The organism is Pelagerythrobacter marinus (assembly GCF_034375205.1).
GTDB lineage: Bacteria > Pseudomonadota > Alphaproteobacteria > Sphingomonadales > Sphingomonadaceae > Pelagerythrobacter > Pelagerythrobacter marinus.
Map to the genome: position 1 here is coordinate 455707 of NZ_CP139719.1, position 25545 is coordinate 481251.

Sequence of the window (25545 nt, forward strand, 5' to 3'; positions counted from 1 at the left end):
CACGAAGTGCGACCGGCCGGCCCATGCTGCGCCAGGAATTCGTGGCAAGGGGGTTCATGTACGCGCCTGACGCGACTTTCGACGAGATGCGGGCCGGCGACGGCGCCGTACGGCCGGCCTATCGCGATTACCTGAACTGGTACGAGGACCAGGAATCGCGTTTCCTGATGGGCAAGCATCGCGATGCCGAGATCGCGTTCCGCCGCACCGGCATCACCTTCAACGTCTATGGCGAGGACGAGGCCGAGGAACGGCTGATCCCCTTCGACATGGTGCCGCGGATCATCACGGCCGCCGAATGGCGCCGCCTGACGCGGGGCATCGAACAGCGCGTCAGCGCCCTCAACGCTTTCATCCACGATCTCTACCACCGGCAGGAAATCGTGCGCGCCGGGCGCATTCCCCAGCGTGTGCTGCGCGACAACGCGGCCTGGCTGCCGAACATGGTCGGCTTCACCCCGCCGGGCGGGGTCTATACCCATGTCGTCGGGATCGACCTGGTCCGCACCGGGCCCGACGAGTTCTACGTGCTGGAAGACAATGCGCGGACCCCTTCGGGCGTCAGCTACATGCTCCAGAACCGCGAGACGATGATGGCCATGTTCCCCGAGCTGTTCACGCGGATCCCGGTCTGCCCGGTATCGGACTATCCGCGCCGCCTCGCCAAGAGCCTTGCCGCTTGCGCGCCTTCGGGCACCTCGGGCCGGCCGACGGTCGCGGTGCTGACGCCGGGCATCTACAACAGCGCCTATTACGAACACGCCTTCCTTGCCGACCAGATGGGGGCCGAGCTGGTCGAGGGCAGCGACCTGCGCGTTACCGACGGGCGCGTGGCGATGCGGACCACCCGCGGCTACGAGCCGGTGGACGTGCTCTATCGCCGGGTGGACGACGAATACCTCGACCCGCTGACGTTCAACCCGGATTCGATCCTCGGCGTGCCGGGGATCATGGACGTCTATCGCGCGGGCGGGATCACGATCGCCAATGCGCCCGGCACCGGCGTCGCCGACGACAAGGCGATCTACAGCTTCATGCCCGAGATCGTGGAATTCTATACCGGCGAGAAGCCGCTGCTGCCCAATGTCGAGACCTGGCGCTGCGCGGACCGCGAAAGCCTGGCCTACGTGCTCGACAACCTGGCCGACCTGGTGGTCAAGGAAGTCCACGGTTCGGGCGGTTACGGGATGCTGATCGGCCCGGCCGCCTCGCGGCGCGAACTGGCGCGGTTCCGGCGCAAGCTGGAGGCGCGGCCGGAAAACTACATCGCCCAGCCGACGCTGTCGCTTTCGACCTGCCCGATCTTCAGCCGCAGCGGCCTTGCCCCCCGGCACGTGGACTTGCGCCCGTTCGTTCTCGTTTCGCCCGACGGGATCGAGATCGTGCCCGGCGGCCTGACGCGGGTGGCGATGCGCAAGGGCTCGCTGGTGGTCAATTCGAGCCAGGGCGGCGGCACGAAGGATACCTGGGTGTTGAAGGACTGATGGACAGGAGGTGCCCTTGCTAGGCCGGACCGCGCACGGCCTGTTCTGGATGTGCCGCTATCTCGAGCGGGCGGAGAATACCGCGCGCCTGCTGGAGGCCGGGTTCCACATGGCGCTGACCCGCGACGTGGCCACGGCGGAGGAGGAATGGCGCTCCGTCATCGAGGCATTCGGCCAGCGCGCCGGTTACGAGGCGAAGCACGGCACCTATACCGGCCACCAGGCCTGGAACTACCTGCTGCGCGATCCGGACAATGCCTCCAGCGTGCTGGCGATGATCGGCGCGGCGCGGACCAACGCGCGGGCGGTGCGCAATGCGATCAGCGGCGAGCTGTGGGAAGCGATCAACGAAAGCTGGATGGAGATCTCCCGCCTGCTCGCGCGGCCGGTGGCGCAGAGCAGCGTGGGCGAGGCGGTCCAGATCATCCGCCGCGCGGGCACCGCGGTCCACGGCGCGATCACCGGCTCGATGCTGCGGAACGAGGGGTTCCATTTCGCGCGCGCAGGCACTTTCGTGGAGCGTGCCGATTGCGTCGCGCGTATCCTCGACATGAAATACTACCTGCTCCTGCCCTCGCTTTCCTACGTCGGGACCAGCCTCGACACCGGGCAGTGGGACCAGGTCCTGCGGTCGGTATCGGGCGACCGGGCCTTCCGCTGGCTCAACGCCGGGCGGATCGAGGCGCGCCAGATCGTCGAGTTCCTGGTGCTCGACGATCGCTTCCCGCGCAGCCTCGCGTTCTGCCACTCCGCCCTGCGCGAGGAGCTGGCGGCACTGGCGCGCATGCATGGCCGCGAGGGGGACAGCAATGCCCAGATGCGCGCCCAGGCGACGCGGCTGGGCGAGCTGACGATCGAGGGGATCTTCGAACAGGGGCTGCACGAGTTCCTTTTGGAATTCATGGAGGCGAACCATGCGATCGCGCGCGCCATTGCCGAAGACTACCGGTTCCTGAGCTGACCGATGCGCCTTTCGATCCGCCATACGACCCGATATGCCTTTGCCGAGCCGGTGGTCCACGCGCTGCAGCGGCTGCGCCTGACGCCGAAGGCGACCCAGGGGCAGGACATTCTCGACTGGTCGATGACTTACGAGAACGCGGTGCCGCAGCTCGAATACGACGATCAGCATTTCAACACCGTCACGCTGGTCGCGGTGGAACAGGGCGCGCGCGAAGTCGTCGTCAGCTGTTCGGGCACCGTCGACACGCAGGACAACGCCGGGGTGATCGGCAGGCACTCGGGCCACTTGCCGCTGTGGAGCTTTCTCGCCCAGACGCGGCTGACCCGTCCCGGCGATGCGGTGCAGGGCCTGGTGGGCGACCTCGATTGTGCACCGGGGGCGCGGCTCGATTTCCTGCACGCCCTGCTGCAGCGCATCCGCGGCCGGGTCGAATATCGCACCGGGGCCACCGGGGTCGGCACGACGGCAGAGGAAGCGGCCGCCGCCGGGCGCGGGGTCTGCCAGGACCACGCCCATATCTTCATCGGCGCCGCGCGCGCGGCGAAGATCCCGGCGCGCTATGTCAGCGGCTACCTGATGATGAACGACCGGGTCGATCAGGAGGCGACCCACGCCTGGGCAGAGGCGCACGTGGAGGGGCTGGGCTGGGTCGGGTTCGACATTTCCAACGGGATCAGCCCCGATCCGCGCTATGTGCGGGTTGCGACGGGCCTCGACTATCGCGACGCGGCGCCCGTCACCGGGATCAGCTTTGGCGTTGCCAGCGAGGACCTCCACGTCGATGTCGCGGTGGAACAACAGCAGGTGGACCAGTAATGACCTATTGCGTGGGCATGGTGCTCGACAAGGGCCTCGTCCTGATGAGCGACACCCGGACCAATTCGGGCGTCGACAATATCTCGGTCTTTCGCAAGATGTTCCACTGGCGCGTCCCCGGGGAACGGATGCTGGCAGTGATGACCGCGGGCAATCTCGCCACGACCCAGGCCGTGATCAGCCAGCTGGAAGAGCGGACCAAGGCGCCGAGCGAACGGCGCAATTCCCTGCTCGAGGCGCCGAGCATGTTCCAGGTCGCGACCGAGATCGGCCATCTCCTGCGCTCGACGATCGAGGAACGCCAGCTCGCCAATGGCGACCGCGGGCGGGGGCGGTTCACCGCCTCGATCATCCTCGCCGGGCAGATCAAGGGAATGGAGCCGCGCCTGTTCCTGATCTACCCCGAAGGCAATTTCATCGAGGCGAGCTTCGACACGCCGTTCTTCCAGATCGGGGAAACCAAGTACGGGCGGCCGATCCTGATCCGCGGCTACGACCGCGAGATGAGCTTCGAGGACGCGGTGAAGCTGCTGACCGTGTCGTTCGATTCGACGCTCAAGGCCAACCTCTCGGTCGGGCTGCCGCTCGACCTCATGGTCATCGCGCGCGACGGGTTCGACGCGACGCATACGCGCCGGATCACCCATGACGACGCCTATTTCCAGGCGATATCGTCGCGCTGGGGCGATGCCTTGCGCGAAGCCTTCCACTCGCTGCCCGATTACAGCTTCTACGCCCCCGACGACGACTAGCTGCCTCCGTTCCGGAGCCATCGCCGCGGCCGGGGGGCGATCCGGCGCAGGCGGGTGGCGGCGGGTCGGTCGATGCAGGGCGAGGGACGAAAAACCTGCACAATGGAGATAGTCCCGCCTGCGCTTGCCCCGACTTCCCGCCATCCCTTGCATCCATGGACGGGGCGGAGACTTTCCATGTCGTGGAGCCGGACGTGCGCCAGCGCGCGGCACTCGCGCGGCTGGCGCTGGCGGCGGGGCACCACGCGGAAGTCTATGCCTCGCTCGGCGAACTGGGCGAATACTGCCCGGCCGGCGGCCTCGCGCTGGTCCGCTGCGACGGGGCCGGAAACATCGGCGGCGCGATCGCGGCCTTGCGGAACAAGGCGATCGGTCTGCCGGTGATCGCCACCGCGCCGGAGCCGGACGTGGGGCAGGTCGTCCGCGCGATCCGCGCCGGGGCGCTCGATTTCCTGGCCCTGCCGGCGAGCGAGAACAGCTTCCACGAGTTGCTGGGCCGGCTCGGCGACGAGGCGGGCGAGCACCTGGCGGCGCAGCGCCGCCTGATCGAGGCGCGCAAGCGGGTGGGCACGCTGACCCGGCGCGAGCGCGAGGTGCTCGAATGGCTCACGCGCGGGCAGAGCAACAAGGCGATCGCGCAGACGCTGCGCATCAGCCCGCGCACGGTCGAGATCCACCGCGCCAACATGATGGCCAAGCTCGGCGCCCGCCACCCGGCCGAGGCGGTTCGCATCCGCCTCGACGCCGACGGCTGACCGCTCAGCGGCAGAAGCCGCCGTCGCCGCCCCGTTCAAGATGGAAGTGATCGCGGTGCGCGGCGTTGTATTCCGGCCCCAGGACGGTGCGGAACCGCTTGCAGGCGCTGCGCTGCACGACACGCAGGAACTCGCGTTCGGCAGCGGTGCCGCCGTCCCAGTCGTGCAGTACGCTGATCCGGCGTCCGTCGGCGAGGTGGAAGGCCCCGATATCGATCGCCTCGGCCGTGGCATGGGCGGATCGCCGCCCGCTCCCGGCGACGTTGCGGCAGGCATAGCTGCCCATCGTCTCGATCCGCACCACCGGGCTGCCGAGATAGACGCGCGCGGCGCGATCGACGCCGTAGCGCGCCCATGCGGCGAAGGCCTGGGCCGTGGGACAGGCGACCGGGCCGAGGTTGCTGATCGAGAAACTCCCCCGGTCCCCCGCGAGGCGGCTAAGCTCGACCGTGTTGAGGAGCGAGCAGCCCGGTCCGGCGTAGCGGTCTGGCAGCGGGGTGAAGGCTGCGCCCGTCGCGCCCAACTCGGCCAGGCACTGGCGCGCCAGCGCGTTGTTGGAAACCGTCCCGCCCCCGCTTTCCGCCGGGGGGCGGGGGCCGCGGCCGCGGTCGCCTTCGGGCAGGAGCTGGCACCCGGCCAGCGCCAGCATGGCGAGAGCTGAGGCGAGCGCGCGAAACATCGCGCCCTTCTTGCAGGCGCTCCGGTTAATGGCGCCTTTCCGCGGCGCCCCGCTTCCCCGCGCCCTGTTCCCCGGCGCCGAGGGCGCGGCAGGTTACTCGGCCGGCACGGCCCGCTGCGGCGGGACCGTCGCCAGGCTGACGCCCCAGATCGCCAGCCAGGCGGCGATGAAGCCGGGAATGATCTCGTAGATGCCTTCGCCGCCGAGGAAGCCGGCATTCCAGCCCATCGCGATCCACAGGCCCACGACCCCGGCGCCGACCACCAACCCGGCGACCGCGCCCGCGCCGGTCATCCGGTTCCAGGTCAGCGACAGGATGATCAGCGGCCCGAAGGCTGCGCCGAAGCCCGCCCAGGCATTGGACACCAGGCCCAGGACCTTGCTTTCGGGGTCGGAGGCGATGACCATTGCCGCCAGCGCGACCAGCAGGACGGCAGCCCGGCCGACGTTCACGATCTCGCGCTCGCTCGCCTTCTTGCGCAGGAACAGGCGATAGAAATCCTCGGTCAGCGAACTCGACGAGACGAGCAGCTGCGAACTGATCGTGCTCATGATCGCGGCGAGCAGGGCGGCGAGGAGGAAGCCGGTCACGAGCGGGTGGAACAGCAGGTTGGCAAGGACGATGAAGATCGTCTCCGGGTCCTCCACGGCCAGCCCGTTGCGCGCGACATAGGCGCGGCCGGCCAGTCCGACGCCGATCGCGCCGATCAGGCACACGAACATCCAGCCCATGCCGATGTTGCGCGCGACGGCCACGTCCTTGAGGCTGCGCACGGCCATGAAGCGCACGATGATGTGCGGCTGCCCGAAATAGCCGAGCCCCCAGGTGACCGCCGAGAGGAAGCCGAGGAAAGTGAGGCCGTAACCGATATCGAGGAAGCCGGGCTGGACCTGCGTCAGCGATTCGCCGGCGCTGCCGCCCGGGCCGAACATGACGACCAGCGGCATGATGACCAGCGCGACGACCATGATGCAGCCCTGGACGAAATCGGTCAGGCTGACGGCCAGGAAACCGCCGACCATCGTGTAGGCGAGCACGACCCCGGCGGTCAGCAGGATGCCGAACATGTAATCGCTCATCCCCGTATCGCCGAACAGGCCGGCGAAGCTGGTCACGAACAGCTTGCCCCCGCCGACGAGGCCGGCGGCGGTATAGACGGTGAAGAAGACGACGATGATGATCGCCGAGACGACCCGCAGCGCGGTCGCCTGGTCGGGGAAGCGGTTGGCCAGGAATTCGGGGATCGTCAGGGCATTGCCATATTGCACGGTCTGCTTGCGCAGTCGCGGCGCGACGACGATCCAGTTCACGAGGGCGCCGACAAACAGGCCGATGCCGATCCATGCCTCGACCAGGCCGGCGGCATAGAGCGCGCCGGGCAGGCCGAGCAGGAGCCAGCCCGACATGTCCGATGCGCCGGCGCTGAGCGCGGCAACGGCCGGGTGGAGCTGCCGGCCGCCGAGGAGATAGGCTTCCGATGTGTCGGTCGACTTGCGCCACGCATAGAGCCCGATGCCCAGCATCAGGATGAAATAGGCGGCGAGCGATACGAGGGTCCCTGTCTGCATGGGGCAGGGGGGTAACAAGCAAGCGCGGCGATGGCTACCGGCAGTGGGAAATTCGCGACCGATCGAGCGCCCTCCGGCCGGCGCAGCCGGAATGTTAGGCGGCGCCGCCGGTATCCGAAACAATATGGCGTGTTCGCGCAATTCCGGTCGCCCGGGCAAAAAGGGGGCGGGCCGGACGGTTGCCGATCCGGTCGCGAAAGGTCCACAAGGGGCGCGCGATGACCAGCGATCCCGTTCTCGCCGCCGTCTCGTTCGCCATGGCCCTGGGCTTTTGCGCGGTGCACCTGTTCGTCGGCCACCTGCGGTTTCTCGACGCGGTCCCGCGCAGCCGCTGGCTGAGTTTCGCCGGCGGGGTCGCCGTCGGTTACGTCTTCCTGCACATCATGCCCGAGATCGGCGCCCATGCCGCGACGTTCGAACGGGCGACGGGCCTCGCCGCGCCGCTGGCGGAGGCGGTGGTCTACACGCTGGCGCTGGCCGGGATGATCCTGTTCTACGGGATGGAGCGGGCCATCGTCACCTCGCGCGACTCACGGCGGGAGGAGGAAGGGCGCGACCGGCCCGAGAAGGCGATGTTCCGCCTGCACATCGCCGCCAGCGGCCTGCTGATCTTCGTCATCGCCTATCTCCTAAACCACCGCGAGGACGACAGCCTCGCCGGGCTGGCCCTCTACTTCGTGGCGATGATGCTCCATTTCGTCACCGCCGATTACGGCGTGCGGCGCCACCACGTGGAGCTTTACGACCGGCGGGGGCGCTGCGCGCTCGCCCTCGCGACCCTGGCTGGCTGGGCCACTGGCGTCGTCCTGACGCTCGCCTCGCTGGCGATCGGCGGGCTGTTCGCCTTCGTCGGGGGCGCGATCGTGCTGGTCGTGCTCAAGGAAGAGCTGCCGGAAGAACGCCAGAGCTACTTCCTGCCGTTCTTCGGCGGCGCGGCGCTCTATGCCGCGCTGGCGCTGGGGGAACTGCACATGGCGACGTGATCGCCGCCATGTGCCGGCCCGGCGTCAGGCTTCCGCGCGCCGTTTCGCCTTCTTGCGCTCGTGCGGGTCGAGGATCGCCTTGCGCAGACGGATCGACTGCGGGGTGACCTCGACCATCTCGTCGTCGTCGATATAGGCGATCGCCTGTTCCAGGCTCATCCTGCGCGGCGGGCTCAGCCGGATCGCGTCGTCCTTCCCGGTCGAGCGGAAATTGGTGAGCTGCTTGGACTTGAGCGGGTTGACCTCGAGATCTTCCGGCTTGGCATTCTCGCCGATGATCATCCCTTCGTAGACCTTGGCCTGGGGCGCAATGAACAGCTCGCCGCGCTCCTCCAGCGCGTTCAGCGCGTAGCCGACCGCCTCGCCCGCGCAGTTGGAGATGAGCACGCCGTTGATCCGGCCTTCGATCGGCCCCTTGTAGACGTCGTACTTCTCGAACAGGCGGTTCATGATCCCCGTTCCGCGCGTGTCCGACAGGAATTCGCCGTGGTAGCCGATCAGCCCGCGGCTCGGCGCGGAGAAGGTGATGCGCGTCTTGCCCTGGCCGCTCGGCCGCATCTCGGTCAGGTCGGCCTTGCGCCGCTGCATCTTCTCGACGACCGTGCCGGAGTGTTCGTCGTCGACGTCGATCACGACCGTTTCGTAGGGCTCCTGGCGCTGGCCGCCTTCCTCGCGGAACAGCACGCGCGGGCGGCTGATGCCCAGTTCGAAGCCCTCGCGCCGCATCGTCTCGATCAGCACGCCCAGCTGCAATTCGCCGCGGCCGGCAACCTCGAAACTGTCCTTGTCGTCGCTCTCGGTCACGCGGATCGCGACATTGGTTTCGGCTTCGCGCAGCAGGCGGTCGCGGATCATGCGGCTGGTGACCTTGCTGCCCTCGCGCCCGGCCAGCGGGCTGTCGTTGACGGCGAAGCGCATGGCCAGGGTCGGCGGGTCGATCGGCTGCGCGGCGATCGGTTCCTTCACCGCGGGATCGGCCAGGGTATTGGCGACGGTCGCCTTCTCCAGTCCGGCCAGCGCCACGATATCGCCGGCCCGCGCGCTGTCCACCGGCACGCGGTCGAGCCCGCGGAAGGCGAGCAGCTTGGTCGCGCGGCCCGTCTCGATCACGTTGCCGTCGGCGTCGAGCGCGTGGATCGGGTCGTTGACGTTCACCGTGCCCGACTGGACGCGCCCCGTCAGCACGCGGCCCATGAAGTTGTCGCGATCGAGCAGGGTGGCGAGGAAGGTGAACGGCCCGCTGTCGTCGAGGCCCGGCGCCGGCACGTGGTTCACGATCCGCTCGAACAGCGGTTCCAGCGTGCCCTCGCGCGCGGCCTGGTCCTCGCTCGCGTAGCCGTCGCGGCCCGAGGCGTAGAGAACGGGAAAGTCGAGCTGTTCGTCGTTGGCGTCGAGGCTGACGAACAGGTCGAACACTTCGTCCAGCACTTCCTGCGGGCGGCCGTCGGGGCGGTCGATCTTGTTCACGACGACGATCGGCCTCAGGCCCAGCGCCAGCGCCTTGCCGGTGACGAACTTGGTCTGCGGCATCGCGCCTTCGGCCGAATCGACCAGCAGGATCACCCCATCGACCATCGACAGGATGCGTTCCACCTCGGCGCCGAAGTCGGCGTGGCCCGGGGTATCGACGATGTTGATCCGGGTCGCTTCCCCGTCGCCGCCCGACCATTCGACCGAGGTGCACTTGGCCAGGATCGTGATTCCGCGTTCCTTTTCCAGGTCGTTGGAATCCATCGCCCGCTCGTCGACCCGCTGGTTGTCGCGGAACGTGCCGGACTGGCGGAAGAGCTGGTCGACAAGGGTGGTCTTGCCATGGTCGACGTGGGCGATAATCGCCACGTTGCGGAGACGTTCGGACATCTTTCGGAGCTTTCGGTTCGGTGCTGGCGCGCGACGATGGTGCAGCGCAATAAACGCGCGCGCCGTAGACGAGCACGGGGCCCGGGGCAAGCGGGGGCGGCCCGCCCGATGACAATTGGCGTTGCTGGCGGCGGAGGCTTGTGGTTCATTCGCGCGGTCGGGAAGGGCCGAACGGGGGCCACTTTCGCGGATGGGGGACTTGTCGATGAACTGGATGATCTTGCCGCTGAAGCGCTACTTCGATTTCTCGGGCCGCTCGCGGCGCCTGGAATACTGGATGTTCGCGTTGCTCAATGCGATCGTGCTCGCGGCCATCACGGCGCTGGTCTTCGGGTTCGGCAGGCCTGACCTCTCGACTTTCGACGATAGCGCGGGGGCGATGACCGTCTATGGCGGGCTGTTGTCCGGCATCGGCCTGCTCCTGCCGCTGTGGTGGCTGGCAACGTTGATCCCGAACATCGCGGTCAATGTACGCCGCTTGCACGATCGGGACATGTCGGGCTGGTGGTTTCTGGGCTTCATCGTCGCGGGCGCGATTCCGCTCATCGGCATCCTCGCCAGCATAGCCTACCTCGTGCTGATGCTGCTGCCCGGCACTCCGGGGCCGAATCGGTTCGGAGAGGATCCCAAGGGGCCAGCAACGCCGGAGGTTTTCGCCTAGCTTCGGGAGAGCGCGGCCTGCCCTGCCGCGAGGATTCGCGGCGGTTCGCGCGGCCTGCCTGCCGCCCCCTCGCCTTGCCGTAACGGCACCTGTGACTCGAAAGGCACATCGCCCGTTCCCGGATGGGGAAGGGCGCCACGGCGCGCTTGAGAGGTTCGGAAAGAGAACCTATTCGCGGGAGCCAGGCGGGGCCCCCCTTCACGAGCTCGCGCCGATAATGGTTTTTTGGAGAGGAAACTCGATGCGCTTTTCAGCTTCCGTTCGCTCGGCCCTGTTTGCAGGTGTGGCCGGCGTTGCCCTGCCGGTGTCGGCGTTTGCGCAGGAGGCACCGGAAACGGCAGCCGACCCGGCCGGGGAAACGGGCGAGGTGGCCGCCCCGATGTCCGCCGGCGAACCGATCGTGGTGACCGCGACGAAGCGCGAGATGACCCTCCAGGAAACCCCGGTTTCGGTCAGCGTCACGTCCGGCGAAACGCTGGAGCGGGCGGAGATCCGCGACCTGATCGACCTGCAGACGGTGGCGCCTTCGCTGCGCGTCAGCCAGCTGCAAAGCTCGGCCAACACGACCTTCATCATCCGCGGTTTCGGCAACGGCGCAAACAACGCGGGTATCGAACCGTCGGTCGGCGTGTTCATCGACGGCGTCTTCCGCTCGCGCTCGGCCGGGCAGATCGCCGATATCGCCAACGTCTCGCGGGTCGAGGTCCTGCGCGGGCCGCAGTCGACGCTGTTCGGCAAGAACGCCTCCGCCGGTGTCATCTCGGTCGTGACGCGCGCGCCGCAGTTCGACTTCGGCGGATCGGTCAGCGCGACTTACGGCAATTTCGACCAGATCGTGCTGAAGGGCGACATCACCGGCCCGATCAGCGACAGCATCGCCTTCTCGCTCGACGGCAGCCTGAACAAGCGCGACGGCTATGTCGATGTCGTCAACCTCGACGAGAAGATCAACGAGCGCGACCGCTACTCGGTGCGCGGGCAGCTGCTGTTCGAAAACGGCGGCCCGCTGCGCATCCGCGCGATCGGCGACTATGCCAAGATCGACGAGCTGTGCTGCTTCGCCGGCAATGTCGTGGCCGGGCCGACGGTGCCGCTGCTGTTCGCGGTGGGCGGGCAGATCGATCCGGAGAACCTGTTTTCCGATCGGACTTATCTCAACACCCTGCCGGTCAACGAGATCGAGAACTACGGCGGCTCGCTCCAGGCCGATCTCGAGCTTGGCGCGCTGACGCTGACCTCGATCACCGCCTACCGCGAGCTGCGTTCGCTGAGCCAGCAGGACGTCGATTTCTCCAGCGCCGACGTGGTCAGCGAAATGCGCGACCAGGCCTACGACACCTTCACCCAGGAATTCCGCATCGCGTCCGATTTCGACGGGCCGGTGAACTTCCTGCTCGGCGCGTTCTATTTCAACGAACAGGTCGAACAGCACAGCGGCCTCAGCAACGGGCCCGACGCGCGGCCGTTCTTCGATCTCCTGGCCGGAAGCGGAACGCCCGGCACGCTCGGCTTCGTCGAAAGCCAGCTCGGCTTCACGCAGGGTTCGATCTTCGCCGAAGGCCCCTCCACCCGCGAGTATTTCACGCTCGATAACGAGGCCTGGTCGATCTTCGGCACGGTCGATTTCGAGCCGTTCGACGGCCTGACGCTGACCGCCGGGTTCAATTACACCAAGGACAAGAAGGATTTCACGCTCGAGCAGGATTCGCTCGATCCGCTGGCGAACGTGAACCTGGTGGACGTGGTGATCGTGGGGCAGATCGCGAACGCGCTGGGCGTGCCGCCGGGCAGCGTGGACGGCGCGACCATTGCCGCCTTCCAGCAGGCCAATCCGGCCGCGTTCCAGGCGATTGCCGCCGGGGCGAGCAACCCGGCGACGAATCCGCTGCTGGCGCTGCAGCCGCTGCAGTTCCTGCCGCCGTTCCTCGACGTGCCCAACGCGGTCGAGCCGGGCCGCACGCGCGACGACGATTTCAGCTACACGCTGCGCGCCGCGTTCGACGTGACCGACCGGCTGAACGCCTATGTCACTTATGCGACGGGCTTCAAGGCGTCTTCGGTCAACCTCTCGCGCGACAGCCGCCCGCTGCCCGCCGATTACACGCCCGGGCCCTATGGCAGCACGATCCTCGCGCCGTCGTCGCCGATCCGCGATGCTGGCCTGGCCGTGCCGAACCTCACCACCGGCACGCGCTTTGCCGGGCCGGAAGAGGCGGAAGTCTACGAAATCGGCCTCAAGGGCGATTTCCCGGGCCTGCGCTTCAACATGGCGCTGTTCGACCAGACGCTGGAAGGCTTCCAGTCGAACGTCTTCACCGGCACGGGGTTCGCGCTGGCCAACGCGGGCGAACAGTCCACCCGCGGGTTCGAGTTCGATTCGATGATCCAGCCGGCCGATCCGCTGGTGTTCACGTTCGCGCTGACCTACCTCGATCCGAAGTACGACAGCTTCCCCAACTCGACCCTGGGCGACCTGTCGGGCGCGCGCCCGGCCGGGATCCCGGAATGGACGCTCGCCACGTCGGCCACTTACACGCACGAATTCGGCGTGTCGGGCAATGCCCTGATCGGCCGGCTCGACTATTACCACGAGAGCAATACGCAGATCACCGACGGCCTGACCGGCTTCGGCAGCAACGAAGCGGGCATCGCCATGGCGCGCCTGTTCCGGCGCGAAGTGAACCAGGTCAACGCCTCGCTCACGCTGGCGCTCGACATGGGGCTGGAAATCAGCGGCTTCGTCCGCAACCTCACGAACCAGCGTTACATGACGCAGATTTTCGACGGCGTCGCGCAGGCGGGGACGGTCTCGGGCTATCCCAACCAGCCGCGCACTTACGGCGGCACGGTGCGGTTCAAGTTCTGACACCGCCCGCCCGACGGGGCCGGACGAAGATAAACGAAGGGGCCGCCTGTGCCGGGCGGCCCCTTTCCTGTGTGCAGGTTCCGTCTGCCGGGGCGGGGAAGCGCTAGAGCGCGCGCAGGGCCCGCGCCGGCTTCGCCCGCAGCAGCGGTAGCGAACCGGCCAGGGCGAAGACGATTACGACCACGACGCCGGCCCCGAGAACGGCGAGCATGGCCCCCCAGTCGGGCAGCCAGTCGAATTCGAACAGGCGGGTCACGACCAGCCAGGCCAGCGCCGAGCCGAGCGCGAAGGCGACGATGGCCAATGCCAGCGCCAGCAGCCCGTATTCGACAAGCTGCATGGCCAGGACCTGCCGCCGGCTGGCGCCCAGAACGCGCAGGATCACGGTGTCGTATGTCCGTGCCGCGCGTGCCGCGGCAATCGCGCCGATCAGCACGGCCAGCCCCGCGAGCACCGCGACCGAGGCGGCGGCGAAGGTGGCGATGCCGACCTGGCCCAGGATCGTGCGCGCCTGCGACAGCACCTGCCCGACCTCGATCACCGAGCTGGAGGGGAATTCGCGCACCAGCCGTTGCAGCAGGGCGGCAGCAGGCGCGCCGGGCGGCAGCTCTATCGTCGCGGCGAGATTGTGCGGCGCGTCCTGCAGCACGTTAGGGCTGAACACGAAGACATAGTTGAAGCCCATGCTTTCCCAGTCGATCCGGCGCAGGTTGGCCACGCGCGCGGTGCGCTCCACCCCCAGCACGCCGACGGTGATATAGTCGCCCACGGCGATCCCGGCGGCCTCGGCCAGTTCCTCGTCCACCGAGACCAGCGGTTCGCCGGCCCACATCGGCCCCCACCATTCGCCTTCGACCAGCGTGTTGCCCGGCGGCACCCGGTCGGCATATGTCAGCCCGCGCTCGCCCCGAAGGCCCCACGCCCCGTCGGGGATTTCCTCCAGGTCCGCCACGCGGATCATCGAATCGCGCGGACCATAGGCGAGGACGGAGCCGCGCAGCGCCGGGACCATGCGGATCGCCGCGCCCGGATGCTCGCTTTCGACCAGCGTTTCGAACTGCGCCGCGCGGTCGCGCGGAATGTCGAGCACGAAGTAGTCGGGCGCCTGCTGCGGCACGCGCCGATCGATATTGCCGCCGATCGCGGTCTGTATCCCGGCGAGCAGGACGAAGGCCGAGAGGCCGAAGCCGAGCGCGGTGACGAGCGCGCCGGTGGACGAACCGGGCCGGTGCAGGTTGGCAATGGCGTTGCGCAGCAGCGGGCTGGCGGGGCGCGGCAGGCGCGCGGCGAGCCGCGCTATCGCTCGCCCGAGCAGGGCCAGGGCGCCCAGCGTGGCGGCCGCGCCGGCGAGGAACATCGCCGCGAGCAGCGGATCGCGCGAGGTCAGGAGGACGAGCGCGACGATCCCCGCGAGGCCGGCCGCGACCCAGCGCAGGGCGGCGGTGTCGTGGGCCAGGGGCGCCACGCGCGCGCGCATCAGCGCCATCGCGGGGAACCGCCGGGCGCGCAGCAGCGGCGGGGCCGCGAATACCAGCGCCACCAGCAGCCCGTACCCGGCGGCGAGCAGGAGCGCGCCCGGTGCGAGGACGAAGCCGCCGCGCACCGGCAGGAGATCCTGCAAGGCGGCCGAGAGGAGCGGCGTGACCAGCAGGCCGGCGAGAAGGCCCAGCCCGCTGCCGACCACGGCCGCCGCGCCGACCTGGAGCGCGTAGATGCGGGCGATGTCGCGGCTGGTCGCGCCGAGCACCTTCAGCGTCGCGATGCTCGCGCGGCGCGCGTCGAGGTACGATGTGACCCCGCCGCCGATGCCGATCCCGGCGATCACCAGCGCGGCGAGGCCGACGAGGGTGAGAAATTCGCCCATCCGCCCGACGAAGCGGTCGGCCCCGGGCGAGGCGCGATCGCGGGTGCGGAGATCGAAGCCGGCCTCGGGGAAGCGCGCTTCCAGCGCCTCCTCCACCGCTTCCGGATCGCGGTCGGGCGAAAAGGCGACCCGATACTTCGACTGGTACATGGCCCCCGGGGCCAGCAGGCCGGCGGCGCGCGGCAGGTCCTCGGCCACGATGACGGTGGGGCCCAGCTGGAACCCTTCGGACAGGCGATCGGGCTCATCCGCGATCACCCCGGCGGCGACCAGTTCCACGGTGCCGATGCGAAAGCTGTCGCCCACCGCGATGCCCAGGCGGTCGAGCGCGCCCGGCGCCAGCCAGGCCTCGCCCGGTGCCGGGGCCCCGGCCGTGCGCCCGCCCTCCAGGGTCAGGCGGCCGTAGAGCGGCCAGGCCTCGTCCACCGCCTTCAGTTCCACCGGCGCGGCGTTCCCACCCGCGCTGGCCATTGCCTGGAGCCGCGTCCCGCCCGAGATCCGGCCATATTCGGCGAGCGCGGTCTTCTCTTCGGGGAGGAGGTCGCGCTGCCAGACCTCGATCTCCAGGTCGCCCCCGAGCAGGACCTGCCCGCGATCGGCCAGCTCGCGCTCGATCGCGCCGGTCAGCGTGCCGATCGCGGCCAGCGCGCCGGTGCCCAGGAACAGGCAGACCAGCAGCAGGCGCAGGCCCCTGAACCGCGCGTTGAGATCGCGCCGGGCAATCCGCCAGGCCGCGGAGAGGGGTAGCGAGTCAGCCACCGGTGTCGCTCGCGATCCGGCCGTCCTCGATCGTGACGACGCGCTCGCACCGCTCGGCCAGTTCCGGGTCGTGGGTGATCACCAGCAGGGTCGCCCCGGTATCGGCGCGACGGGCGAAAAGCAGGTCGATGATGCCGTGTCCGGTCGCGAGGTCGAGGTTGCCGGTCGGCTCGTCGGCGAAGATCAGCCGCGGGCGCGGCGCGGTGGCGCGCGCGATCGCCACGCGTTGCTGTTCCCCGCCCGAAAGCTGCTGCGGATAGTGGTCGAGCCGGTGGCCGAGGCCCACCGCCTCCAGCTCGGCTCGGGCGCGGGCCCTGACGTCGCTTTCGCCGGCCAGTTCCATCGGGGTGGCGACGTTCTCGAGCGCGGTCATCGTCGGCAGGAGATGGAAGGCCTGGAGCACGATCCCGATGTGGCCGCGCCGCGCGAGCGCGAGCGAATCCTCGTCCATCGTGGCGAAATCCTGCCCGGCGACCTGCAACGTGCCGCCGCTCGCGCGTTCGAGGCCCGAGAGGACGGCCATCAGCGAGCTCTTGCCCGAGCCCGACGGGCCGAGCAGCGCGACGACTTCGCCGCCCCGGATATCGAGGTCGATCCCGCGCAGGATCTCGACCGGGGCGCCGGACTGGCCGAGGGTGAGGGTGAGGTTGCGTGCCGAAATGGCGAGAGGAGGGCTTGTCACGCCGTGGCGATGGCATAGGCAGGGGCGAGGAACAAGGAGCCTTGCCGATGCGTCTCGCCCTTTCGTCGATCCTTCTCGCCGCCCTGCTGGCCGGTTGCGGCAGCGGCGAGCCGCCGCGGCACGACAGTGCCCCGTGGGAAGAAGCCGCGCAGGAAGCCGCCCCGGTGACCGGGCCGGAACGGCGCATTCTGGCGTTCGGGAACAGCCTGTTCGCCGGCTACAACCTCGACGCGGACGAAAGCTATCCCGCGCGGCTGGAGAACGCCTTGCGCGCCCGGGGGATCGATGCCCGCGTCGCCAATGCCGGCGTCTCGGGCGACACGACCGCGGCAGGTCTGCAGCGGCTCGCCTTCACGCTCGACGCGCAGGAACGCGCGCCCGACCTGGTGATCCTGGAACTGGGCGGCAACGACCTGCTGCGCCAGTTGCAGCCGCAGGAAACCCGGGCGAACCTGGCCCGGATGCTGGAGATCCTGCGCGATCGGGACATCCCCGTCCTGCTGATGGGCATGCGCGCGCCGCCCAACTACGGGCCGGAGTACCAGGCCGCGTTCGACGCGCTCTATCCCGCGCTGGCGGAGGAATACGGGGCCGAGCTGGTGCCGTTCTTCCTCGAGCCGGTCTACGACCGGCCGGAGTTGATCCAGGACGACCGCATCCATCCCACGGCCGAGGGGATCGAGGCGCTGGTGGCGGCGACCGCCGACCAGGTTGTCGCGGCCCTGCCAGAGCCGGAGCCAGAGCCAGAGCGGGAACTGCAGCCGGCCCGGTAGCCGTGCGGCCGCCCTAGCGGCGGGTCACCGTGCCGCCCTCGACCGTCCACATGGCGGCTTCGCCCGCGATCGCGGCGAACGGGGCCGGCTCCGTCCCGGTCAGCCAGACTTGCGCTCCGCCCGCGCGCAGCCGCTCGAACAGCGCCTCGCGCCGCAAGGGGTCGAGGTGCGCGGCGACTTCGTCGAGCAGGAGCAGGCCCGGTCGTCCGCGCGCCGCCAGCTCGGCATGGGCCAGCGTGATCGCGATCAGCATCGCCTTCTGTTCGCCGGTCGAACAGATCGCGGCCGGGGCACCCTTGCCCGCCATGACCACGTCCAGGTCGTCGCGATGCGGGCCGACGAGGGTCCGCCCGGCCTGGCGGTCGCGGCGGCGGCTATCGCGCAGCGCGGCGGCGAGATCGCTTTCTCCGGTCGGGCCGCCGGCCGCATGGGCGAGCGCGGGGCGGGCGAAAGGTTCGTCGGGGAAATCGGCCAGGGCCCGCGCGATCGCCGCGATCGTGCGCCCGCGCGCCTGGGCGAGGGCGCTGCCGTGCTCGGCCAGTTGCCGCTCGACCCCGTCCAGCCAGACCGGATCGGGCGGCGCATCGTCCGCCAGCAGGCGGTTGCGTTCGCGCAGCGCGGCCTCGTAGCGCGCGGCGTGGCGGGCATGGGCGGGTTCCAGCGCGAGCGCCAGGCGATCGACGAAACGCCGCCGCCCGCCGGCGCTGTCGGTGAAGAGACGATCCATCGCCGGCGTGAGCCAGCCGATCGCCAGCCACTCGGCCAGGCTCGCCGCGCTCGCTTCCGCACCGTTGACCTGGACCAGCCGGCGGTTCGGCCGATCGGCGCGCACGAAGGTGCCCAGCCGCACCGGCTCGCCCGATCCGTCGCGGAGCGAGGCCCCGATGGCGAAGCCGCCGCTCCCGCCGCCCCGCGCCAGTTCCGCCAGCGGGGCGCGGCGCAGGCCGCGGCCGGGGGCCAGCAGCGAAAGCGCTTCGAGAACATTGGTCTTGCCCGCCCCGTTTTCTCCGGTGAGCAGGTTGAAATGCGCGGTTCCCGACAGCTCGCTGTGCGCGTGATTGCGGAAGTCGGAAAGGGAGATGAGATCGAGCGCCATCGAGATCGCGGCGATAGCGAGACGGTGTTTGCAAGACCACCGGATTCAGGCGATGCCGAAAGTTGGCGTCATTTCCCAAATAGCGGGAATGAATATCGCGTGAACCTAGCGAGCCGACGAAGAAATGGCGGATTTCCGCCGTTTTTCGAAACTGGCACGCCCCGTGCAAAGCAGGGAGCGTTCGCGGGATTGGCTCACGGACACAGATCCAGGAAGGGAAATATCACCATGCAAACGTTCAACGACATGAGCAACCGCGTCTTCGCCGCCGTTTCGGCCCTCGCCGTGTCGGCCGTCTTCTTCGCCGCCGCGATCGTTCCGGCCAGCCCCGCGGGTATCCTGGTGTGAGCCGGCTCGACCGCCAGCAGGAAAAGCCCGCCGTGACGCCCGACAGCAGCTTCCGCCTCGACAAGGCCAATGCCAAGCTGTTCGGGGTCTGCGGCGGGATCGCCAACCACTTCGGGATCGACGCCAACCTGGTCCGCATCGGCTTCGCCGTCGGCACGCTGGTCGGGTTCGGATCGCTGATCCTGGTCTACCTCGCGATCGCGCTGATCGCCGATTGACGGGCCTCCCGGCGGGGCCCGTCACATCGCCGAGATACCGCCGTCCAGCTTGATCTCGGCCCCCGTCATGAACCGGCTTTCCTCGCTCGCCAGGTAAACCACGGCATTGGCGATATCGCCCGGCTCGCCGACGAACCTGAGCGGGATCTGCCGCGCCAGCTTCTCCAGCAGGACATCCTTGTCCAGATCGTGCTGGCGCGCCGTTCCATCGAGGATCGGCGTGTCGACGAAGGTCGGGTGAATCGAATTGCAGCGAATGCCCATGTTGTTCTTCGCGCAGTGCAACGCGATCGACTTGGTCAGCATCCACACCGCCGCCTTGCTGGCGTTGTAGGCCGGCATCGTGTCGCTCGCGATCAGGCCGGCGATGCTGGAAATGTTCACGATCGAACCCGGCGCATGGTCGCGCATCAGCGGCAGGGCCTTCTGGCAACCGTGGAAGATCGAATCGACGTTCACCGCGAAGCAGCGCCGCCAGTCCTCGAAATCGCAGCTCTCGATATTGCCGCCGACGCCGATCCCGGCGTTGTTGACCAGGACGTTGAGGCCCCCCAGTTCGCTGCGCGCGGTGGCGAGGGCGCGGTCCCACTGGTCGGGATCGGTCACGTCGTGGGCGCAGGAAAACGCGGCCCCCGCGCCCAGGTCGTGCACGATCGCTTCCGCCGTGGCCGCGGCGCCTTCGCCGTTGATATCGGTGCACAGCACCCGCGCGCCTTCTTCCGCCAGCCGCCGGGCATGGGCTGCGCCCAGCCCCTGCGCCGCGCCCGTGACCAGCGCCAGCTTGCCCGCACATCTTCCCGCCATGTCAGCTCTCCCCCAGGATTGCGCCCGTCAGCAAGAGGGCGATACGCACGTCCACCGCGTGGCCCAGCGCGCGGCGCGCGGCGACGAACGCGGCCACTTCGGCCAGCGGCACCCGGTGGACGGTGATATCCTCGCCATCGGTGCCGCCGCCCGGGCCGGTGCGGCGCAGGCCGTGCGCGCGCAGGAGCGTGAAGCTCTCGCTGACCATCCCGGGCGAGGAGTGGAATTCGCCCAGTTCCTCCACCCGCGCGGCGCGGTAGCCGGTTTCCTCTTCCAGCTCGCGGATCGCGGCCGTCTCGACCGCCTCGTCCTCGCACCCGGCGTCGTCGCCGACCAGCCCGGCCGGCAGTTCGAGGCACACCCGGCCGAGGGGGACGCGATACTGCTCGACCAGCAGGACGTGCCCGTCCTCGATCGCGAGGATCACCGCCGCGCGGATGCCCCGCGCGCGCGAGACGTATTCCCACCGGCCGCGCTTGCGCGCGACGATGTACTTGCCCTGCCAGACGATCTCTTCAGGCGCGTCCCGGTCGGCGGTCATCAGACCTCGATCAGCCGGTCGGGCAGTTCGTTCCGGTCGTCTTCGGCGCGGGGGAAGTGGCCCGACAGGACCCTGCCGACGTCGCGCACCCCGGCGGCCATGCCTTCGGCGACGCAGCCCTTGCGGATTTCGGCCAGCATGTCGGCCATCGCCTCGCCCCAGACATCGGCCGGGACCTTTTCCGCGATCGGCTGGTCGGCGACGATTTCCGCGCGGTGTTCGCGCATCGAGAGGTAGATCAGCACCCCGGTCCGCCCGTGGGTGCGCCGTTCGGCGCCGACCTTGAACAGCTTGACCGCCTTGGCGTGGACCCGCGCGCTCTTCACCGGGCCGGGGACGAGCGCGAACTTGAGCGGCTGCCACAGCTGGATCGCCCAGACCGCGGCGAATTTCGCCAGGCCGACGGCGGTCGCGATGCCGAACAGCTCGCCCGGGGTCCACTCGTGCGTCCACCCGCCCATCAGCGCGTCGATCAGGCCGAGGAAGACCTCGGGAAACAGAGCCAGCACGCTCATCGCGGTAAAGGCGGCGGCGATGGCCCAGAGCAGGGCGATGTCGTTATAATCGTCCGACCGGTCGCCGATCACGGTCACGATTTCGCCGGAGGTTTCCAACTCGGCCGCCGCGACCGCGTCGGTGACGGTGCGATGTCCATCGGCGTCAAGATATCCCATCGCCTACCATCCCCCCGAGGCGCCGCCGCCCCCGAAACTGCCGCCGCCGCCGGAAAAACCGCCGAAGCCGCCGCCCCCGCCGCCGAAACCGCCGCCGCCGCCCCAGCCGTCGTCGGACAGGCCGCGCGCGATCGCCTTGCCCGCTTCCCACAGGACGATGTCCCCCACGACACCGCCCACGCCGCGGCGATAGCGCCGGCGCCGGCCGCCGCCCAGCATCGGCAGGACGAAGAACATGAACACGAAGGCGAGCCAGATCAGTGCGCCGAAGGGAAAGCCGCCCTCGCTCTCGCGCGACTGCTCCGCCTCGGCGGCGACCCGCGCGGCCTCTTCCGGGGGCAGTTCCAGCTGGTCCATGATCCGCTGCGCGCCCAGCGCGATGCCGGCCGAATAGTCGCCGTCGCGGAAGAACGGCTTCATTTCCTCGATGTATTCGAACGCCAGGCCATCGGGGATCACCCCTTCGAGGCCATAGCCGACCTCGATCCGCATCCGCCGTTCGTTGGGGGCCACGATCAGGATGATGCCGTCGTTGTTCTCCGCGTCGCCCAGGCCCCATTCGCGCCCGAGGCGATAGCCGTAGTCGGCGATGTCGTATCCCTGCAGATCGGGGATCGTGGCGATGGCAAACTGGCGCTGGGTGCGCTGTTCGAAGGCGTCGAGCGCCTCGGTCAGCTCCGCCTCGGTCGCGGGGTCGATGATATTGGCCGCATCGACGACCGGCGCGGTCCCGCGCTCGGGGAAATCCTGCGCGCCGGCGGGCAGCGCGAGCGCGAGCGCACCGGCCAGGGCCAGCAGCAGGCACAGCGCCCCGCGCAGCGCGGGCGAGGCCCCACCGCGCGCGGGCAGGGCGTTCGGTTGCGGGCCGGTCACTTGGCCGGTGTTCAGTTGGCGGCCGCGGCGGCGGGCTGGTCGGCGGCGTTGTCGTTCGCCCCGGCACCCGCGGCGGCACCGTTGCCGCCGGCGCGCATGTTCAGCGTCGGCGCGACTTCGGCGCCTTCGCTCACCGCCTCGTACGGAACCATCGGTCCCGCCCCGTGGATCAGATTGGCGCCGATCGTGTCGGGGAACGTGCGGATCGTGGTGTTATACTGGCGCACCGCCTCGTTGTAATCGCGGATGGCCACGCGGATGCGGTTTTCCTGCCCTTCGATCTGGGTCATGAAACGGCCGAAGTTTTCCTGGCTGCGCAGTTCGGGATAGCGTTCGACCGATACGAGCAGGCGGCTGAGCGCGCTGCCGAGCTGGCTCTGCGCCTGCTGGTACTGGGCCATGGCTTCCGGGTTGCTCAGGTCGGCACCGTCGACCTGGATCTCGGGCCGGGTGGCCGAGGCGCGCGCCTCGATCACCTGGTTGAACGTCTCGCGCTCCTGCTCGGCGGAAGACAGGACGATCTGTTCCAGGTTGGGGATCAGGTTCGCGCGTTCCTGGAACGCGGCCTGGACGTCGGCCCACTTGGCCTTGGCGTTTTCTTCGGCCGCGGGGACCGAGTTGATCCCGCAGGCCGCCAGGCCGAGCGAGGCGAGGGCAACGAGCGAAAAACGCCGGACGGATTTCCAGTTCATCGAGTAAAGCTCCCCTTGCGCGGGCGCACCGTGCGCCGCGGCAATCTGTATTGCGCAGATAGCACACCGCCGGGGCTTTTCAAGCGGGGCCGGCGGGCTTGGCAGGACCGCGCCAAGCTGGCACAGACCGGGGACGGGACCAATCGTTCGAGGAGGCAGCTTGTCCATGCTCACGGAATTCAAGGCTTTCATTGCAAAGGGCAACGTGATCGACCTTGCCGTGGCCGTGATCATCGCCGGAGCCTTCGGCACGATCGTGACCTCGCTGACCGAAGACGTGATCATGCCGCTGGTCGGCTGGATCTTCGGCGGCGTGGACTTCTCCAGCTATTTCATCCTCCTGTCCACGCCCGAGGGGTACGAAGGATCGACCAGCGACTACGCCGCGCTGAAAGAGGCGGGCGCCGCGATGATCGGCTATGGCGCGCTGGTGACGGCGGCGATCAATTTCGTGATCCTGGCTTTCATCATCTTCCTGCTGGTCCGCTACGCCAACCGCGTGATGGCCGAGTTCGAGAAGAAGCCGCCCGAGGAAAAGCCCACCGGGCCGACCGAGCTGGACCTGCTCAAGGAAATCCGCGACGAGCTGAAGAAACGCGGCTGACCGCCATCCCGCGCCCGGCACGAGGCCGGGTTGGTCCGGGCCGTGTGCAGCGGCCCGGCGCGGGGGAGCGATCCGCTCACTTCACATTCACGTCGGCCTGCCTATATAGGGACGTGCCGGTTTCGGTCGGCTATGGCGATAAAGTGCGGTGTGCAATAGGCACAACGGACCCGGGGGCAGTACCCGGCGGCTCCACCAGGAAACGCCTGCCAGCAGGCGCTTGCTGACGGGGCCGAACCAGGATCGACGTGTGTTGAAAGACACTGTTTTCGCCCGGGCTGAGTAACCCGTTAAAGGCTCAAAACTCATAAGTGCCAACGACAACGAAGCACTTGCTCTCGCTGCGTAATGTGACGGCCTAGCGGCCTGAATTTACAAAGCTAAGAGCGCGGTTGGACCGACCGGTCAACAGAACGGATACCGGGGGCCCGGGGGAGCCTGGCAACAGAATCCCCCATCCTTTCCCCTTTCCTGCCATCCCTTTTGCCGGTTCCGGCATGTCGCTTTCGCGGCTGCCCGAGTGGTGCGCCGCGATACGTAGGCGGCTGCGCGCTGTCAGGGGCTGCCCGTCAGCGGGTCCGCTGCGCCGCCTCGCGCCGCTCGCGCTCGTACCGCAGGGCGTCGAGGATCTTGGCTCCGGCCAGGAAGACCGCGCCGGTGCAGGCGAGGAACAGGGCCTTGCCGCCCCAGCCCGGATATTGCGCGAGATAGGCCGAGCCGCGCGCCGTCGCGCCGAGCGCGAGGGCATAGATGATCACGTAGGCCTCGAACCGGGTCTTGATCACGAACAGCCGGGCCAACTTGCGAAGCATCGAATTCCTCTGGACTTGTCACGACCGTTAACGCCGGCCGCGCCGATCGCGTTCCCGGCCCCCGGTTGCCGCGCGGGCCAAGGGTTAACCGGCCTGCCAGTTTCTATCGCTCGCGCCCGGGCCGTCCAGTCCGCCTTGCCAGGCTGTGCCGTTCAGGGAAGCTCCGTAAGATCGAGCGCGTCGAGCAGGGCCGCGCGCGCCGCGCGAACCTGCTGGGCGAGGGTGGCGGAGCCGATGTCCGCCGGGTCGATCTGTTCGGGCCAGGCGGCGGCGATCGTGCGCTCGATCAGGTCGGCGCGCGCCTCGTCGAGCAGGAAACGCGGGTCGATCGTCGCCGGGTCGGCCACCACGCGCAGGCGCAGGCAGGCGGGGCCGCCGCCATTGGCCATCGACTGGCGCACGTCCACCGGGATCACCTGGCGGATCGGCCCGTTGCCGGCCAGCATCCGTTCGCACCAGCCCCAGACGGCGGCGCTTTCGCGGCATTCCTCGGGCACGACGAGCGCCATTTCGCCTTCGGGCAGGGTCACGAGCTGGGCGTTGAACAGGTATGTCCGGATCGCCTCGGCCAGCGAGACTTCGGCCGCGGGCACCTCGACCACTTCCAGCGCCGGGAAGCGGCGGCGGATCGCGTCGCAGGCGCCGGCCTGGTCGGCGAAGGCTTTCTCGTGGCAGAACAGGACCCGCTCGTTGGCGACGGCGACCACGTCGTTGTGGAAAGCCCCGGCCTCGATCGCCTCGGGATTCTGCTCGATGAAGACGGTCCGCTGCGGGTCGAGCCGGTGGAGGCGCGCGACCGCCAGGCTCGCCTGTTCGTGCTGGCGCGCGGGGAAGCGGCCGCCCGGGCGGCCATAGACGAACACCTCGACCCCGGGGGCGCCATGGCCTTCGCAAAAGCGCATGTGGTTGGCCGCGCCCTCGTCGCCGAAGCTGGCCGGCACCGCGTCGTGGACCGCGAAATGCGCGCGGTCGGCGAAGGCGATTTCCAGCTGGCGGCGCGTGTCGCGCCACTCCTGCGCGCGGTGGAGCATCGTCGCGAGGTTGGCCGGGGTCAGGTGGCAGCGCCCGTCCGCCGTGTCGGGCGCGGGGCTGACGGTGGCCGCGTTGGCGGTCCACATCGAACTGGCCGACCAGGCCGCCGCCAGGAGCGCGCGATCGGCCGTCTCGTCCACCGCCAGCCGCTCCAGCAGCGCGCCGTTCGGGCGGGGGAGGGGAAGGAGGAAGCCCTGGGCCAGCCCGCGCGCGAGATTGCCGCGCATCTTGGCCAGCCCCTGCAGCGCCGCGGCGCGCGGATAGGACGGATCGCCCTTGTGGCTCGCGCTGGCGATATTGCCCAGGCTCAGCCCGGCGTAGTTGTGGCTGGGCCCGACGATGCCGTCGAAGTTGATCTCGGTCAGTGCCATGCGGGGCGCCCCT

Annotated in this window: 25 protein-coding genes and 1 other RNA gene; 13 read left to right on the plus strand and 13 right to left on the minus strand. The window is 69.1% G+C overall.

Annotated features, from left to right (window positions below; genetic code table 11):
- Positions 1–56 precede the first annotated feature (56 nt).
- The 5 genes from T8T98_RS02100 (at position 57) to T8T98_RS02120 (ending at position 4771) form a co-directional block, all read left to right on the plus strand.
- Positions 57–1484 carry a circularly permuted type 2 ATP-grasp protein gene (locus T8T98_RS02100; protein ID WP_251104223.1) on the plus strand — a complete coding sequence of 476 codons (1428 nt, stop codon included), beginning with the start codon at positions 57–59 and terminating at the stop codon, positions 1482–1484.
- A gap of 16 nt (positions 1485–1500) precedes the next feature.
- The gene (locus tag T8T98_RS02105; RefSeq protein WP_160731990.1) at positions 1501–2445 is read left to right on the plus strand and encodes an alpha-E domain-containing protein; all 945 of its coding nucleotides are present in this window, start codon (positions 1501–1503) and stop codon (positions 2443–2445) included.
- A gap of 3 nt (positions 2446–2448) precedes the next feature.
- A complete protein-coding gene (locus tag T8T98_RS02110) occupies positions 2449–3264 on the plus strand; it encodes a transglutaminase family protein (RefSeq protein ID WP_251104222.1) in 816 nt (271 codons plus the stop codon).
- On the plus strand, positions 3264–4016 hold the full coding sequence (locus T8T98_RS02115) for a proteasome-type protease (protein WP_251104221.1): 753 nt from the start codon (positions 3264–3266) through the stop codon (positions 4014–4016). The genes T8T98_RS02110 and T8T98_RS02115 overlap by 1 nt, the downstream gene beginning before the upstream one ends.
- A gap of 155 nt (positions 4017–4171) precedes the next feature.
- On the plus strand, positions 4172–4771 hold the full coding sequence (locus T8T98_RS02120; protein WP_251104220.1) for a response regulator transcription factor: 600 nt from the start codon (positions 4172–4174) through the stop codon (positions 4769–4771).
- A gap of 4 nt (positions 4772–4775) precedes the next feature.
- Here the strand turns inward: T8T98_RS02120 and T8T98_RS02125 are convergent, their stop codons facing one another.
- Both T8T98_RS02125 and putP read right to left on the minus strand, forming a co-directional pair.
- A complete protein-coding gene (locus T8T98_RS02125; RefSeq protein WP_251104219.1) occupies positions 4776–5450 on the minus strand; it encodes an extensin family protein in 675 nt (224 codons plus the stop codon).
- A gap of 93 nt (positions 5451–5543) precedes the next feature.
- On the minus strand, positions 5544–7019 hold the full coding sequence (gene putP, locus T8T98_RS02130) for a sodium/proline symporter PutP (RefSeq protein ID WP_251104218.1): 1476 nt from the start codon (positions 7017–7019) through the stop codon (positions 5544–5546).
- Positions 7020–7237: 218 nt separating this feature from the next.
- Here putP and T8T98_RS02135 point away from each other — a divergent pair, with 218 nt between their 5' ends.
- Entirely contained in the window at positions 7238–8002 is a 765-nt protein-coding gene (locus tag T8T98_RS02135; RefSeq protein WP_251104217.1) for a ZIP family metal transporter, read from the plus strand.
- A 24-nt stretch (positions 8003–8026) separates the two neighbouring features.
- Here the strand turns inward: T8T98_RS02135 and typA are convergent, their stop codons facing one another.
- The gene (gene typA / locus T8T98_RS02140; RefSeq protein WP_160731997.1) at positions 8027–9862 is read right to left on the minus strand and encodes a translational GTPase TypA; all 1836 of its coding nucleotides are present in this window, start codon (positions 9860–9862) and stop codon (positions 8027–8029) included.
- A 205-nt stretch (positions 9863–10067) separates the two neighbouring features.
- On the opposite strand from typA, the gene T8T98_RS02145 reads away from it, so the two are divergent.
- Together T8T98_RS02145 and T8T98_RS02150 are read left to right on the plus strand one after the other, a co-directional pair.
- The gene (locus tag T8T98_RS02145; RefSeq protein WP_251104216.1) at positions 10068–10523 is read left to right on the plus strand and encodes a DUF805 domain-containing protein; all 456 of its coding nucleotides are present in this window, start codon (positions 10068–10070) and stop codon (positions 10521–10523) included.
- A 241-nt stretch (positions 10524–10764) separates the two neighbouring features.
- Positions 10765–13389: a TonB-dependent receptor gene (locus T8T98_RS02150; RefSeq protein WP_251104215.1), complete on the plus strand. Its 2625-nt coding sequence runs from the start codon at positions 10765–10767 to the stop codon at positions 13387–13389.
- Positions 13390–13492: 103 nt separating this feature from the next.
- On the opposite strand, the gene T8T98_RS02155 is transcribed toward T8T98_RS02150, so the two are convergent.
- Both T8T98_RS02155 and T8T98_RS02160 read right to left on the minus strand, forming a co-directional pair.
- The gene (locus T8T98_RS02155; protein ID WP_251104214.1) at positions 13493–16012 is read right to left on the minus strand and encodes an ABC transporter permease; all 2520 of its coding nucleotides are present in this window, start codon (positions 16010–16012) and stop codon (positions 13493–13495) included.
- Positions 16005–16694, minus strand: coding sequence for an ABC transporter ATP-binding protein (locus T8T98_RS02160; protein WP_160732001.1), 690 nt, complete (start codon positions 16692–16694; stop codon positions 16005–16007). Before T8T98_RS02160 ends, T8T98_RS02155 begins: the two co-directional genes overlap by 8 nt.
- 47 nt (positions 16695–16741) lie before the next feature.
- On the opposite strand from T8T98_RS02160, the gene T8T98_RS02165 reads away from it, so the two are divergent.
- Positions 16742–17467, plus strand: a complete 726-nt coding sequence (locus T8T98_RS02165) for an arylesterase (RefSeq protein WP_251104213.1) — start codon at positions 16742–16744, stop codon at positions 17465–17467.
- 13 nt (positions 17468–17480) lie between these two features.
- Here T8T98_RS02165 and recF read toward each other — a convergent pair whose 3' ends face one another.
- On the minus strand, positions 17481–18563 hold the full coding sequence (gene recF, locus T8T98_RS02170) for a DNA replication/repair protein RecF (protein ID WP_251104212.1): 1083 nt from the start codon (positions 18561–18563) through the stop codon (positions 17481–17483).
- Between the two features lie 228 nt (positions 18564–18791).
- Between recF and T8T98_RS02175 the strand changes: the two genes are divergently transcribed.
- Complete coding sequence (locus T8T98_RS02175) at positions 18792–18911, plus strand: recombination protein F (protein ID WP_202388870.1); 120 nt, start codon at positions 18792–18794, stop codon at positions 18909–18911.
- Positions 18908–19129 carry a PspC domain-containing protein gene (locus T8T98_RS02180; protein ID WP_251104211.1) on the plus strand — a complete coding sequence of 74 codons (222 nt, stop codon included), beginning with the start codon at positions 18908–18910 and terminating at the stop codon, positions 19127–19129. Before T8T98_RS02175 ends, T8T98_RS02180 begins: the two co-directional genes overlap by 4 nt.
- Positions 19130–19150: 21 nt before the next feature.
- On the opposite strand, the gene T8T98_RS02185 is transcribed toward T8T98_RS02180, so the two are convergent.
- From T8T98_RS02185 to T8T98_RS02205, 5 genes are read right to left on the minus strand one after another with little or no spacing between them, the layout of a single operon-like run.
- Positions 19151–19933, minus strand: coding sequence for an SDR family oxidoreductase (locus tag T8T98_RS02185; RefSeq protein ID WP_251104210.1), 783 nt, complete (start codon positions 19931–19933; stop codon positions 19151–19153).
- Position 19934: 1 nt separating this feature from the next.
- Complete coding sequence (locus tag T8T98_RS02190) at positions 19935–20474, minus strand: NUDIX hydrolase (protein ID WP_251104209.1); 540 nt, start codon at positions 20472–20474, stop codon at positions 19935–19937.
- Positions 20474–21148, minus strand: a complete 675-nt coding sequence (locus tag T8T98_RS02195; RefSeq protein ID WP_160732006.1) for a TPM domain-containing protein — start codon at positions 21146–21148, stop codon at positions 20474–20476. The genes T8T98_RS02190 and T8T98_RS02195 overlap by 1 nt, the downstream gene beginning before the upstream one ends.
- A 3-nt stretch (positions 21149–21151) precedes the next feature.
- Positions 21152–22021: a TPM domain-containing protein gene (locus T8T98_RS02200; RefSeq protein ID WP_322295794.1), complete on the minus strand. Its 870-nt coding sequence runs from the start codon at positions 22019–22021 to the stop codon at positions 21152–21154.
- 11 nt (positions 22022–22032) lie between these two features.
- Complete coding sequence (locus T8T98_RS02205) at positions 22033–22713, minus strand: LemA family protein (protein WP_251104208.1); 681 nt, start codon at positions 22711–22713, stop codon at positions 22033–22035.
- Between the two features lie 166 nt (positions 22714–22879).
- Here T8T98_RS02205 and mscL point away from each other — a divergent pair, with 166 nt between their 5' ends.
- Both mscL and ssrA read left to right on the plus strand, forming a co-directional pair.
- Complete coding sequence (gene mscL, locus T8T98_RS02210) at positions 22880–23317, plus strand: large conductance mechanosensitive channel protein MscL (RefSeq protein WP_160732580.1); 438 nt, start codon at positions 22880–22882, stop codon at positions 23315–23317.
- 76 nt (positions 23318–23393) lie between these two features.
- Positions 23394–23740: a transfer-messenger RNA gene (gene ssrA, locus T8T98_RS02215) on the plus strand.
- 146 nt (positions 23741–23886) lie between these two features.
- Here ssrA and T8T98_RS02220 read toward each other — a convergent pair.
- Both T8T98_RS02220 and T8T98_RS02225 read right to left on the minus strand, forming a co-directional pair.
- Complete coding sequence (locus T8T98_RS02220; RefSeq protein WP_160732008.1) at positions 23887–24129, minus strand: hypothetical protein; 243 nt, start codon at positions 24127–24129, stop codon at positions 23887–23889.
- A gap of 152 nt (positions 24130–24281) precedes the next feature.
- Positions 24282–25532, minus strand: coding sequence for an N-succinylarginine dihydrolase (locus T8T98_RS02225; RefSeq protein WP_251104207.1), 1251 nt, complete (start codon positions 25530–25532; stop codon positions 24282–24284).
- Between the last annotated feature and the right edge of the window lie 13 nt (positions 25533–25545).